The organism is Citrobacter sp. GW821-FHT02E08, assembly GCF_059421685.1.
In genome coordinates this window covers 139740-153586 of the sequence record NZ_JBWKVL010000007.1, presented here as the reverse complement: position 1 = coordinate 153586, position 13847 = coordinate 139740, and the positions used below count along the sequence as shown (strand labels likewise).

The following is a 13847-nucleotide window of genomic DNA, read 5'->3' as shown; positions in this document are numbered from 1 at the left end:
TTTTCTGCCTTATTTATGGAAGATCACCTGACCACCGGCCACCACTTCATCGACGATGCCAATCACGCACAGGTCGACAGGAGACGCTTCGCTCCGATGAGCCTGGCGAGCGGAACTGCCGCTGACCAGCAACACCCACTCCCCGGTTCCCGCCCCGATGCTGTCGATAGCAACGGCACACTGTCCGTCGGGATTTCCCTGGGAATCAATCATTTCCACCATCAACAATTTGTCATGCGCCAGACCCTGATGGCGTACGGTACAAACGATTTGTCCTGTGACGACTGCCAGTTTCATACCCGCCTCCGTGGCTTTTTCAGGTAAAACCTCCCCCTGCTCTCCAAAGAGAACATTGCGAAAAGGAGAGAGAGTGACGCCAGCCTGTGACGTCACATGGGGTGATTACATGTCGTTGCTGTCGCCTTTGAAGCTGATCGGGAACACTTCTTCCAGATCGCCATGCGGACGTGGAATAACATGCACAGAAACCAGCTCACCAATACGTTGCGCTGCGGCGGCACCGGCGTCGGTCGCCGCTTTGCAGGCTGCCACATCGCCACGAACCATGGCAGTACACAGGCCGCCACCGATCTGCTTCACGCCAACCAGTTTCACGCGTGCCGCTTTAACCATTGCGTCAGAAGCCTCAATCAGTGCAACCAGGCCCCGGGTTTCGATCATTCCTAATGCTTCCATTGTGTTTTCCTCGTTTAAAGGGTCCAGAACGGGACCTTATACAACCAGTGTGTGCGAGGCGTTTTCACGGCTCACGTCAGTCTGGCGCGGCACAGCTGCCACCAACGCCAGTTCGATAATTTCTTGCACGCTACAGCCTCGGGAAAGATCGTGTAGCGGCGCGGCAAGCCCTTGAATCAATGGCCCGACGGCGCGATAACCGCCCAAACGCTGTGCAATTTTGTAACCGATGTTGCCCGCTTCCAGCGACGGGAAGACCATCACATTGGCTTTCCCCTGTAACGGGCTGGTCGGCGCTTTTTGTGCCGCGACATCCGGCACAAACGCGGCGTCAAACTGCAATTCGCCATCCACCACCAGCTGCGGCGCACGTTCACGCACGATATCCGTCGCCTGTTGCACGTTGGCGACGTTGGGGTGACGCGCACTGCCGTTGCTGGAAAATGACAGCATCGCCACGCGCGGCTCAACGCCGGTAATCGTCTGCCAGGTGTCGGCGCTGGCAATGGCGATGTCCGCCAGCTGCGCCGCCGTTGGCTGCGGTACCACGCTGCAATCGGCAAACCCTAATGGCTGTCCGGTGTACTGCGGCAGCATCAGAAAAATGGACGACAGCGTTTTACAGCCCGGCTGCAAACCAATGAGGCGCAGCCCGGCACGCAGTACGTTCGCCGTTGACGACAGGTTGCCTGCGATACAGACATCCGCCTTGCCTGCGCTGACCATGGCGGCGGCGAACATCAGCGGATCGTTGAGTTTCTCCAGCGCATCCGGCGGCGTTTTCTCACCGGCCCGCGCCAGCCACCGCTGCGCAAATTCTTCACGCATCTGCAGATTGCTTTGTGGATCAATTACGCGAAGACCGTCCATGGCAATACGGTGCGTCAGGGAAAACTGGCGCATCTCAAACGGGCTGGCCACGAGAATCGGCTGCGCCAGCCCCTGCTGTTGCAGGTAATGCGCCGCTTTCAACACGCGTACATCCAGCGCGTCCGGGAAGACCACCCGGGCAGGCGAGTTTTTTGCCAACTCACGGCAACGTTCAATGATCATTGCCACCTCCCAGTCGTTGTTGAATTTGGCTGACCGTCTGCGGATGCTTCGCTACGCTCAGGATCATCATCACGTAGACGGTACTCGAGAGACGGTTCAGCGCCTGCAGGATATCCGGTCGCAGTACGTCGAAGCCGCGGGTAATAAAGACCTGGGCCGCCACCACTTCCGTTTCACGGACTTTGGTGCGCAGCAGATTGAGCAGCGCAGCATCGCGACCGTGGCTGGCTTCCGGCACCAGGTGATCGTGGTCAAGGTAGCGCAACGGCTGATGAGAAAGCCGGTGCAGTTGTTCCTCGTTGAGTCCCACGATGGACTGCGCCGCCAGCGGCTCGTCCATCGCATCGGCGCGCATGATGTTGCCCAGACGCGAGCGAATGTCCGCAAGCCAGGGTTGCCACAGTTCCGGCAACTCAATTTGCAGCCACACCGTCAAGGCAATGGTGCTGTCCAGCGCGGCGCGAAAGCCCAGCCGTGGGTCGCTTTTGGCGACCATTTTGTCCGCCGTCAGATGGGTCAACGTGTCGGGCTTTTTCGTCACTTCCTGACGGCACAACTCACAGCTCGCCTGCGGGTGCGAGTCGCTGCTGGTCAAACTGTGTACCGGCTGCGGTTGCTGCTCCTCGTCATCGACAAACAGACTTCCTTGTTCATCCAGAAACTTAATGCGCAGGTGGCGGCTTTCCAGCAGTTCCCTGGCAGATGGCGTCAGGCGAGCATCAACGGGGAGGTGAATTTCAGCTCCTTCGCTGAGCGTGTGATTCGCTCTCAGCCATGCTTCAGTAATGAAATCCTTCATACATCCGCCTTAGCAGGACTGCCAATTCGCAGGCCAGGCCACATACAGGAATTTCACGGTCGATGGCGTACCAAATTCAATGCTGGAGCCTTTCGGGATGAACATCACATCCCCGGCTTTGGCAATCATGGTTTCGCCCTGGTGACGAACGTGGAGTTCCCCTTCCAGAATCATGTCGATTTCGTCGTAATTCAGCGTCCACGGGAAGAAGGCGTTTTCCCACTGCATAAAGCCAGCGGCCATGCTGCTACCGTCTTTGTCCGTCACTAAATCCGTTAAGCCGACACAGTGGGGTTCAGCACCGTCAAAACGGCCGAACTTCACGCTGCTGCCATCAATCACTTTCACGCCGCCTTTGCCGGTGACCGAGGTAAAGCTCGGCTGCATACCGCCTTGTTCCAGCGACTGTTTTTCCTTCATCACTTTGTCCATCAGCTGCGCGACGAGGCTTTCGGTGAACTGCCCTTCCGGCAACTGGGCGATGATGGTTTCACGAATACGCTGGCTGTCCGTTTTGCCGTCATCCACCGGAGTGGATGTCGCGGGAGCGGATGCCGCGGCGGCTACCGGGGTAGATTCGTCGCATTCGGTGATTGTGACGCCCAGTAGCTCCGCAACTTCGCGAGCCTCCGGGGTGATGATGCTGGCGCGCAGAACAACCGACAATGCCTGTTCGCCACGTGCGTGAGCCGCACGAATGTCATTAGCTGTGATAAGTTTTTTCACCTGCCCCTTCCTCCTGTTCGGTAAGTGCTGCCAGATAATCCACCAGATGCTGCACGCTGTTCGGATCATGCGTATTGAGTTCGAAAACGGGGTCCTGAAACCCTAATCCGCGCAGTAATTGTCGCGTTGCGGCGACGTCGGCATCCGGTACGTCTGTTTTGCTGATCACGGCGATGTGTCGTTTACTGGCACCGATATCCAACAGCCCGGCAGGTAAGCGACTTTCTTTGTCATTTGCTGCATGAACATAAATCAGCGTATCGACATCCTGCAGCGTGGTAATTAAGGCGTGATACCAGCGAGGATGGCTAAAATATTCCCCAGGGGTGTCGATATCGCCGTTTTCATTAAATTCCACGGCCTGCGTTTTTCTGGCGAGGGAATAATTTCCCTGTAATGCGTTAAAAAGCGTTGTTTTCCCCGCGCCGACGGTGCCGACAAACGCAATTCGTTTCATGGCCGCCTCTCATTAGCTTTTTGTCAGATCGCACAACGTGAAATTTAATAGGCGTCCCAGGCCGCTGACCGTCTGTAATAACGCCTCTTCTACCGCGCCGACAGACCCATAAATCACCAGTGCACCGCTGAACCTGTCGAGAAAACCGATATGTACATCAGCCGCTTTCATGGCTAAGTCACCGGCAATCATCGCGGTTTCTCCTGGTGTCAGCGTCATAATGCCGATGGCTCCGGCTTCGGGAACGCCGATCTTTTTCGCCAGTTCGTCACCGGGGTGTGCAATGAGATGCGCCAGCGTGACCTGTTTTCCCGGTACAAATTCCTGAATGATGCGTTCTTTATCCATGACCCGTCGCCTGTGCTGAAACTTTCCTCATCGTGGCAATTTTTCGTCAGAGTAAATAACAAAATTCGGCAAGCTGGTTTAAAAGGTGAGATGGATCACTAAGAATGGGGATATAAAAAAGCGCGGGAGAAACCCGCGCCTGAATTAATTAAAGTGAAATTACAGCGGTTGTGTTTGCGCTTCCACCACGGCCAGCGCCACCATATTCACGATACGGCGAACAGAGGCGATCGGCGTTAATACGTGAACCGGTTTAGAGACGCCCATCAACACAGGTCCCACCGTGACGCCTTCGGAGCTGGAGACGCGCAGTAAGTTGTAACTAATGCGGGCGGCTTCCATGTTCGGCATCACCAGAATATTGGCCGACCCTTTCAGCGGACTGTCAGGCATCCGGTCATTACGGATACTCTCCACCAACGCGGCGTCCCCGTGCATTTCGCCGTCGATCATCAGATCAGGCGCCCGCGCTTTGATCAGTTCCAGCGTCGTGCGCATTTTGCCAGCGGATGGACAGTTAGAGGAGCCAAAGTTGGAGTGTGACAGCAGCGCCACTTTCGGTTCGATGCCAAAACGACGCACGGTTTCTGCCGCCATCAGGGCAATTTCAGCCAACTCTTCCGGGCCTGGATCATCGTTGACATAGGTGTCTGCAATGAAGGTATTACCGCTTGGCAACAGCAAAGCGTTCATCGCGCCTGCCGTGTGTACGCCTTCGCGATAACCGAAGATATCCTTCACCACGCTGAAATGTTCGTGATAGTCGCCGATAGTCCCGCAGATCATCGCATCCGCTTCGCCACGCTGCACCATGATTGCGCCAATCACCGTCGTATTACTGATCACCGCACGCTGCGCCTGCTCCTGGGTGATCCCCCGGCGCTTCATGATCTGGTAGTACTCGCTCCAGTACTCTTTAAAGCGGGGATCGGATTCATTGTTGACGATCTCAAAGTCGACGCCGGCTTTGATCTGCAAACCCAGTTTTTGAATGCGCATTTCAATCACGCTCGGACGGCCAACAAGGATCGGTTTCGCCAGCCCCAGGGTGATCAACTCCTGCGTGGCATGCAGGACTCGCGCCTCTTCCCCTTCCGTCAGCACCACGCGTTTTGGCGCTTTGCGGGCCAGAGAGAAGATAGGCTTCATGAACAGGTTGGTTTTATAAACAAACTCGGTCAGTTTATCGATGTAGGCATCAAAATCAGCAATCGGACGCGTCGCCACGCCGGAATCCATCGCCGCTTTCGCCACCGCAGGGGCGATCTTAACGATCAGACGCGGATCGAACGGTTTTGGAATAATGTAGTCCGGGCCGAAGCTCAGATCCTGATCGCCATAGGCGGAAGCCACGACTTCGCTTTGCTCTGCATGCGCCAGTTCAGCAATGGCATGCACCGCCGCCAGTTTCATCTCTTCGTTGATCGCCGTAGCACCCACATCCAGTGCGCCACGGAAGATGAACGGGAAGCACAGAACGTTGTTTACCTGGTTTGGATAGTCAGAACGACCGGTACAGATAATGGCGTCCGAACGAACCTCTTTCGCCAGCGGCGGCAGGATTTCAGGTTCCGGGTTGGCCAGCGCCAGAATCATCGGCGCGCGGGCCATTTTTTTCACCATCTCAGGCGTGAGGACTTTTGGCCCTGAACAGCCGAGGAAAATGTCCGCGCCGTCAATCACATCATCCAGCGTACGTTTGCCGTCGTCCTCCACCGCGTAAGCCGCTTTGGTTTCCGCCATATTCGGTTCGCGGTCTTTGTAGATAACGCCTTTCGAGTCGCAGACGACAATGTTGTGCTTCTGCATCCCGAGCGCCACCAGCAGGTTCATACAGGCAATCGCCGCCGCCCCTGCGCCGGAGACCACCATACGCACGTCAGAGATGTTTTTCTCCACCACGCGCAGGCCATTCAGAATGGCGGCGGTGCTGATGATCGCAGTACCGTGCTGATCGTCGTGGAATACCGGAATATTCATGCGTTCGCGCAGTTTTTGCTCAATGTAGAAACATTCTGGCGCTTTGATATCTTCAAGGTTAATACCGCCAAACGTTGGTTCAAGCGCCGCGACGACATTGATAAATTTATCCGGGTCGAGTTCATCCACTTCAATGTCGAAGACATCAATGCCGGCAAACTTTTTAAACAGAACGCCTTTGCCTTCCATCACCGGTTTACCTGCCAGGGCGCCGATATTGCCCAGCCCAAGTACCGCCGTACCGTTGGAGATCACCGCGACCAGGTTGCCACGGGCAGTGTATTTGTAGGCCGCCAGCGGATCCTTTGCAATTTCAAGACAGGGAGCCGCCACGCCTGGCGAGTAGGCCAGTGCAAGATCGCGCTGAGTGGCGAGGGGTTTGGTCGGGGACACCTGGATTTTACCCGGCACAGGAAATTCGTGGAAATCAAGAGCGCTTTGTTTTAACTGGTCATCCATTTGTTGTTCCTTTCACGTATCGATCAAAAAAGTGGCGCGGTTCAACTGAGCCGCACATTATCGCCTTACTGGGCGGCACAAACTTTGAACGTCACCAAACTCTCACTACTCAAAGAAAGAATTTGTTATCAATTTATAACTGCCATGTTACCTGCTTAAACCAGCAATACCATGCCCGTCTGCTATGCTTTTTTGTGATATACCCCATGAATTTCTCAGAAGTGTGAATCACAGCACTCAGCTAACACTTTACTTTTCAAGGAGTATTTCTTATGAACCAGTTAGACGGTATCAAACAATTCACGACAGTCGTAGCCGACAGTGGTGATATTGAGTCTATTCGTCATTATCACCCCCAGGATGCCACCACCAACCCCTCGCTGTTGCTGAAGGCCGCCGGGCTAGCCCAGTACGGTCATCTGGTTGACGACGCGGTTGTCTGGGGCAAACACCATGGAAAAACCCAGCGCGAGCAGGTGGCCGAAGCCTGCGACAAACTGGCGGTGAATTTCGGTGCGGAAATTCTGAACAGCATTCCCGGTCGCGTGTCGACCGAAGTGGATGCGCGTCTCTCTTTCGATAAAGAAAAGAGCATTCAGAAAGCGCGCCATCTGGTCGATCTCTACCAACAACAAGGTGTCGAAAAGTCACGGATCCTTATCAAGCTGGCTTCAACCTGGGAAGGCATTCGTGCCGCAGAGCAGCTTGAAAAAGAGGGGATCAACTGCAACCTGACGCTGCTGTTTTCGTTTGCGCAAGCACGTGCCTGCGCCGAAGCGGGCGTATTTCTGATCTCGCCCTTTGTCGGTCGTATTTACGATTGGTATCAGGCGCGCAGCCCGATGGATCCGTACGTGGTCGATGAAGATCCGGGCGTGAAATCAGTACGTAACATCTACGACTACTTCAAGCAGCATCGCTATGACACCATCGTCATGGGCGCCAGCTTCCGTCGCACCGAACAAATTCTGGCGCTGACCGGCTGCGATCGCCTGACTATCGCCCCTAATCTGCTAAAAGCGCTACAGGATAGCGAGGAGCCGGTGGTCCGCAAACTGGTGCCATCCTCCCAGGCGCTCCCCCGCCCAACGCCAATGACGGAAGCGGAATTCCGCTGGGAACACAATCAGGACGCGATGGCAGTAGAAAAATTATCGGACGGCATTCGTCTGTTCGCCGTTGACCAACGCAAACTGGAAGACCTGCTTGCTGCCAAACTGTAAACCTTGCCACGGAGTGATTTATGACCCGTAAAGATCTTGCCAATGCTGTTCGTGCGCTGAGTATGGATGCCGTGCAAAAAGCCAATTCCGGGCATCCCGGTGCGCCAATGGGGATGGCCGATATCGCCGAAGTGCTGTGGAATGATTTTCTCCGCCACAATCCCGCTGACCCCGGCTGGCACGATCGTGACCGCTTTATTTTGTCCAACGGTCACGCGTCCATGCTGCTGTACAGTCTCCTGCATCTTTCCGGGTATGACCTGCCGTTAGAAGAGTTAAAGAATTTCCGCCAGCTGCACTCCAAAACGCCGGGACACCCGGAGATCGGCTATACGCCGGGTGTAGAAACCACGACGGGTCCGCTGGGTCAGGGCCTGGCCAATGCCGTCGGGATGGCGATCGCCGAGCGCACGCTGGCGGCGCAGTTTAATCAGCCCGGTCATGAGATTGTCGATCACTTCACCTATGTGTTTATGGGCGACGGTTGCCTGATGGAAGGGATCTCCCACGAGGCGTGTTCGCTGGCGGGCACGTTGGGGCTGGGCAAACTGATCGGTTTTTACGATCACAACGGCATCTCCATTGATGGCGAAACCAAAGGGTGGTTTACCGATGACACAGCAAAACGCTTTGAAGCGTACCACTGGCATGTGGTGGAGGAGATCGACGGCCATGACCCGGAAGCGGTGAAAAAAGCGATTTTGCAAGCGCAGAGCGTGAAAGATAAACCGTCGCTGATTCTTTGCCGGACGGTGATTGGCTTTGGCTCACCGAATAAAGCCGGTAAAGAAGAGGCGCACGGCGCGCCGCTTGGCCAGGAAGAAGTGGCATTATCGCGCCAGAAACTGGGCTGGCATCATCCTGCCTTTGAGATCCCTAAAGAGATTTATCAGGCCTGGGATGCCCATGAAAAAGGCGGGAAAACGCAGCAGGCGTGGCAAGAGAAGTTCGCCGCCTATGCAAAAGCTTACCCCGATTTGGCCGCAGAGTTTACCCGCAGGATGAACGGCGACCTGCCCAAATCCTGGGAAAAGACCACCCAAAAATATATCGCCGAACTCCAGTCTAATCCGGCTAAAATCGCCACCCGTAAAGCCTCGCAGAACACATTGAATGTCTACGGCCCACTGCTGCCGGAACTGCTCGGTGGGTCGGCCGATCTCGCCCCCAGCAACCTGACCATCTGGAAAGGCTCCACTTCATTGACGGAGGATCTGGCCGGAAACTATATCCACTACGGCGTACGCGAATTCGGCATGACCGCCATTGCCAACGGCATCGCCCATCACGGCGGATTCTTACCCTACACCGCCACCTTCCTGATGTTTGTTGAATACGCCCGCAACGCAGCCCGAATGGCAGCGCTAATGAAAGCCCGGCAAATCATGGTCTATACCCATGACTCTATCGGTCTGGGTGAAGACGGTCCGACGCACCAGGCGGTGGAGCAGCTAGCGAGCCTGCGACTGACGCCAAACTTCAGCACCTGGCGTCCGTGCGATCAGGTCGAAGCGGCAGTCGGCTGGAAACTGGCCGTTGAGCGTCGCAGCGGCCCGACGGCGCTGATCCTCTCCCGCCAGAACCTGGCTCAGATTGAGCGCACACCCGAGCAGGTCAAAGACATCGCCCGCGGCGGGTATGTGTTGAAAGACAGCGGAGGAAAACCGGATGTGATCCTGATAGCGACCGGTTCTGAAATGGAGATAACGCTACAGGCCGCAGAAAAGCTGACCGGAGAAGGCCGCAATGTCCGCGTTGTTTCCCTCCCTTCAACAGATATTTTCGACGCCCAGGATGACGCGTACCGGGAATCAGTTTTGCCCTCGAACGTCAGCGCACGCGTGGCTATCGAGGCGGGAATTGCCGACTACTGGTACAAATATGTCGGGCTGAAAGGGGCCATCGTCGGGATGACCAGTTACGGGGAATCTGCGCCTGCGGAAAAACTGTTCCCCCACTTTGGCTTTACGGTTGAGAACATTGTGGAGAAAGCACACAAGGTTTTGAACGCCTGATGTATGCAACGCCGGATGACGACGCTAACGCGTCTTATCCGGCCTACAGATAGCTTTTCGTAGGTCGGATAAGACGCAGTCGCCATCCGACAGAAAATTAACGCGTGATCCACAGTGTGGGCCACGCGTCTGGCCCATGCCAGTTGTCGCAACTTGGCTCCTGGGCATAGCGCACCAGACGAAAACGCTGGCCGTCAAAACGCCAGCGGGTCTGAATGCCGCAGTCGGTCAATCCCCGCCCTTTTGCCAGCGTCACCAGCTCACGCGATTTTTCGTCAAACGTGGCGTTCATCAGTTCCATGTCATTACTTTCAGCACCGGAATTAAACGGCAGGCGTAGACGCAGCGATCGGGAGGTCAGCGGTTTTTTGCGCGAAACAATCCACGCCAGATCAATGGTGTTATAAGCACCGGCCTCACAGCCTATCATCATCAGCGTTTTGTCATCCGTCAGCGCGGTGACCCGAACCTCGCGACGCATCGGGTCCAGCGAACAGCGAAAACCATTCATTCGCCAGTTAGCGTACTCCAGCAGATCGCTGCGTTCTTCATCAGACAGGGGGGTCGGCGTCGGGTTAATCACTGCCACCCCTTTTAGCGCAGGCGCAGGCGGCACGCTGAGCGGCGGATCGTCGCCTTTTTCAATCCATGCCGTTTCACTGCCCACGCGCTTTTGCTGAGAATCGATAAACAGTAAGGCGGCCTTCAATCCCTCCAGCGAAAGGATCTGCGGCCCTCCGCTCAGGGTAATCGCCCGGGATTCCTGAATGGTTTGCAAAAATGACGTAATGGTTGCCGCATCGCCCGTCATCAGATGCCACGGTGAGATCTGCCAGTTTTGCGCGTCCAGCGCCAACGGCTTTCCTTCCAGCAATAGACGCGGCGCAATATCCGCTTCGTTCGCGTCGGGGGGCGTCAATCCACCCAGATCGATGCGTAAAACGGCATCCGTGCGCGCGCCAGCGCTGCGACTCAGGGTCATGACCAGGCCATGATGCTCACCGCTGTTTCTCGCCACGCAGAAATTTTGATTATTACAGGTCACCTGCCAGTCGGAAAACGACTGTTGTGCTGGCGCCGCCCACGTAAGTCGGGTCGCGATGACGCTGAGCAGGAAAATGAAAATAACGCGATAGCGCATGGACGGTACGAACCCCAGAAGTCAAACAACCTACACAGTGAGTATCTTCGTTGGGGTTCCCATCCGGCTCAATCAGATTTATCGGATTACGTTAATAAATGTAAATATTTATAACATTTATTAATCAGTCCATTAGATGCGATGACTGTAAATAATTGAGTAATAACACCGTCTTACCGTCCCGTATTTCGCCAGATTTGATCATCTCCAGCGCCTGGGTAAAGGGCAACTCCAGTACGTCAATATCTTCATCTTCCACGCCCCCACCGGCATTGGCGCGCTGGCTATCGCTGTATTCAGCAATAAAGAAGTGGATAAGCTCCGTCACCCCGCCCGGCGACATATACAGCTCAAACAGTTTCCTCACTTCCCCCACTTCGTACCCGGTCTCTTCGATCGCTTCTTTGCGGATACAGGTTTCCGGCTCGTCGTTATCCAGCAATCCGGCACAGGTTTCAATCAATTGACCCGTTTTATTGCCATTAACCCAGGTGGCAACACGAAACTGGCGGATCAGAACGACCGTTTTTTTCTCTGCGTTGTACAGCAGAATCGTCGCGCCGTTTCCGCGATCGTACACCTCGCGTTTGTGGCGGATGACATCACCATTTTGGCGAGTCAGATCGTAGGTGATATTGCGCAGGATGAAGTAGTTATCAGAGAGGACTTTATCTTTGATGAGGGTAATTTTTTGCGACATACCGGCTCCACAGCGAGAAGTGAATCACCATACTACGCCGTGAAACCGGATTTGTCGTCAGCCCGACCTAGTGAGATTTGACTGATTTTATCCCCAACCAGTCGATCATCCCCTGCGCGGCATGCCGCCCTTCCGCCATTGCCGTGACCACCAGATCGGCGCCGCGTACCGCATCGCCTCCGGCGAAGATTTTCGGATTGGTGGTCTGATAACGGAAAGTGCTTTCGACGTTAGCCGCAATCCGTCCCCAGTCGTCTACCTTCACCCCGTGCGCTTCCAGCCACGGCATGCCGTGAGGATGAAAACCAAACGCCATAATGACCGCGTCCGCAGGCATGACAAACTCGCTGCCTGCGACAGGCACCGGACGACGTCGTCCTTGCGCATCGGGTTCACCCAGTTGAGTACGCAGGAAGCGCACGCCGCTCACGCGTCCTTCATCGTTGAGCACCAGATCAACCGGCTGTACGTTGAACTCGAAATTTGCCCCTTCTTCCCTGGCGTTTTTCACCTCTTTCTTCGAACCCGGCATGTTGACTTCATCACGGCGATAAGCACAGGTGACCTGACTGGCTCCGTGGCGCAGCGCCGTACGCACACAATCCATTGCCGTGTCGCCGCCGCCCAATACCACGACATTCAGCCCCGCGGTATCAATAAAGGGTTCATCCGGCGATTCATCAATTCCCATCACGTTTTTCGTATTGGCGATCAGGAACGGCAGCGCGTCGTAAACCCCCGGCGCATCTTCGTTAGGCAGATCGGCTTTCATGGAGCGGTAGGTTCCCACCCCCACGAAGACGGCATCGAAATCGTCCAGCAGCGCTTCAAGAGTCACCTCTTTGCCCACTTCACAATTCAGCTCAAAATGGATCCCCATTGCGCTGAAGATTTCCCGACGGCGCGCCAGCAGGGATTTATCCAGCTTGAAGGCCGGGATGCCAAATGTCAGTAAGCCGCCGATCTCCGGATGACGATCGAACACCGTCGCACTCACGCCATGACGCGCCAGCACATCGGCACAGGCCAAACCTGCCGGCCCCGCGCCGATGATGGCGACACGTTTGTCGACCTTCTGAACACCGCTCAGGTCGGGGTGCCAACCTTTACTCAACGCCCGATCGGAAATGTAGCGCTCAATGTTGCCGATAGTGATTGCACCGTGCTCGTCACGAACGGTACACGCGCCTTCACACAGCCTGTCCTGGGGGCAAACGCGCCCGGTAATTTCCGGCAGGCAGTTAGTCTGGTGGGAGAGCTCCACCGCCGCGTCGATGTTTCCGGCTTTGACGAGTTCTATCCACTGCGGAATATGGTTGTGCAATGGGCAGGTCCATTCGCAGATACTGTGTTCGCCGCACTTCAGGCAGCGCGACGCCTCACGCTGGGCCTGGGCCGTGCGAAATGGCAGATAAATTTCTTCAAAGGTGGTTTTTCGCGCCTCAATCGCCAGCTTGTCCGGCTCACCGCGCGGCGGCGTCGCCTGCATCTGCTCCACTTTGCTCATGACGTAAGGCGTCATCCCGGTGGCGTCAGCATGCCAGGGTTGACTTTCCTGACGTGCCGTACGCAAACGGCGCGCTTTAGACAAGCTGGCGAGGGACGATTCCGTCACCAGTTGCAACGCATTGGCCGGGCAGTTTTCGACGCAGGCCGGACCGCCTTCACGCTCCTGACACAAATCGCATTTGTGCGCCGTGGCTTTGACCTGATCGCGGGCGACCGGCGTTAGCACAATTTGCATGGTGCCAAACGGACAGGCGACCACGCAGGATTTGCAGCCGATGCATTTCTGCTGGTTCACCTGCACGCTGTTGTTGACGTGGCTTATCGCGCCGTTAGGACAGCTTCGGGCGCAGGGTGCATCTTCGCAATGGTGGCAGGTCACCGCGCTGCGCTGATGCTGATGTTTGATAACCGTAATCCTGGGTTGATAATGTTGTTGGCTCAGTACATGTTGCTCTGCATTGTGGGCCATCACGCAGGCGACCTCACAGGCATGGCATCCCAGGCACTGCTGGCTGTTAGCCATAATAAAACGATTCATGGCGACCTTCTGTTTTGGTTGTAAAAACCTTATTCTTTATAGGAACAATGTTATTAACCGACCCGACAAAGGTCGGCAATGTCCATTTGCCCAGGATGGGCAACTATTTCTCCAGAACCTGTGGCAGATCAATTTATTTCATGGCAGGTGAAATTGCGTTTTAGTTAATTAAGGACTTTCTCTATCATTTCATCACCTGCGCT

The 13847-nt window shown here is 55.5% G+C and carries 13 protein-coding genes; 2 read left to right on the top strand and 11 right to left on the bottom strand.

The genetic code is table 11. The features are described from left to right. Positions 1-9: 9 nt before the first annotated feature. The 8 genes from eutN to maeB all read right to left on the bottom strand — a co-directional run bounded on the left by eutN (position 10) and on the right by maeB (position 6518). Positions 10-297: an ethanolamine utilization microcompartment protein EutN gene (gene eutN / locus AC07UY_RS11740; RefSeq protein ID WP_162379037.1), complete on the bottom strand. Its 288-nt coding sequence runs from the start codon at positions 295-297 to the stop codon at positions 10-12. A gap of 105 nt (positions 298-402) precedes the next feature. Next, positions 403-696: an ethanolamine utilization microcompartment protein EutM gene (gene eutM / locus AC07UY_RS11735; RefSeq protein WP_005121908.1), complete on the bottom strand. Its 294-nt coding sequence runs from the start codon at positions 694-696 to the stop codon at positions 403-405. A gap of 36 nt (positions 697-732) precedes the next feature. After that, on the bottom strand, positions 733-1749 hold the full coding sequence (gene pta / locus AC07UY_RS11730; protein ID WP_494701197.1) for a phosphate acetyltransferase: 1017 nt from the start codon (positions 1747-1749) through the stop codon (positions 733-735). Further along, positions 1739-2548, bottom strand: a complete 810-nt coding sequence (gene eutT, locus AC07UY_RS11725) for an ethanolamine utilization cob(I)yrinic acid a,c-diamide adenosyltransferase EutT (RefSeq protein WP_494701198.1) — start codon at positions 2546-2548, stop codon at positions 1739-1741. Before eutT ends, pta begins: the two co-directional genes overlap by 11 nt. Before the next feature lie 9 nt (positions 2549-2557). Further along, positions 2558-3274, bottom strand: a complete 717-nt coding sequence (eutQ, locus tag AC07UY_RS11720; protein ID WP_494701199.1) for an ethanolamine utilization acetate kinase EutQ — start codon at positions 3272-3274, stop codon at positions 2558-2560. After that, a complete protein-coding gene (gene eutP / locus AC07UY_RS11715; protein ID WP_192613011.1) occupies positions 3252-3731 on the bottom strand; it encodes an ethanolamine utilization acetate kinase EutP in 480 nt (159 codons plus the stop codon). Before eutP ends, eutQ begins: the two co-directional genes overlap by 23 nt. Positions 3732-3743: 12 nt before the next feature. After that, on the bottom strand, positions 3744-4079 hold the full coding sequence (gene eutS, locus AC07UY_RS11710; protein WP_192613012.1) for an ethanolamine utilization microcompartment protein EutS: 336 nt from the start codon (positions 4077-4079) through the stop codon (positions 3744-3746). A gap of 159 nt (positions 4080-4238) precedes the next feature. Then, entirely contained in the window at positions 4239-6518 is a 2280-nt protein-coding gene (gene maeB / locus AC07UY_RS11705) for an NADP-dependent oxaloacetate-decarboxylating malate dehydrogenase (RefSeq protein ID WP_203360470.1), read from the bottom strand. A 272-nt stretch (positions 6519-6790) separates the two neighbouring features. Between maeB and tal the strand changes: the two genes are divergently transcribed. Then, positions 6791-7741: a transaldolase gene (gene tal / locus AC07UY_RS11700; RefSeq protein ID WP_494701200.1), complete on the top strand. Its 951-nt coding sequence runs from the start codon at positions 6791-6793 to the stop codon at positions 7739-7741. 20 nt (positions 7742-7761) lie between these two features. Next, entirely contained in the window at positions 7762-9756 is a 1995-nt protein-coding gene (tkt, locus tag AC07UY_RS11695) for a transketolase (RefSeq protein ID WP_494701201.1), read from the top strand. Positions 9757-9853: 97 nt separating this feature from the next. Here the strand turns inward: tkt and AC07UY_RS11690 are convergent, their stop codons facing one another. From AC07UY_RS11690 to aegA, 3 genes are all read right to left on the bottom strand, one after another. Continuing rightward, a complete protein-coding gene (locus AC07UY_RS11690; RefSeq protein WP_494701202.1) occupies positions 9854-10897 on the bottom strand; it encodes a DUF1176 domain-containing protein in 1044 nt (347 codons plus the stop codon). 124 nt (positions 10898-11021) lie between these two features. Further along, a complete protein-coding gene (nudK, locus tag AC07UY_RS11685; protein WP_494701203.1) occupies positions 11022-11597 on the bottom strand; it encodes a GDP-mannose pyrophosphatase NudK in 576 nt (191 codons plus the stop codon). A 67-nt stretch (positions 11598-11664) separates the two neighbouring features. Continuing rightward, positions 11665-13644, bottom strand: a complete 1980-nt coding sequence (gene aegA, locus AC07UY_RS11680; protein WP_494701204.1) for a formate-dependent uric acid utilization protein AegA — start codon at positions 13642-13644, stop codon at positions 11665-11667. Between the last annotated feature and the right edge of the window lie 203 nt (positions 13645-13847).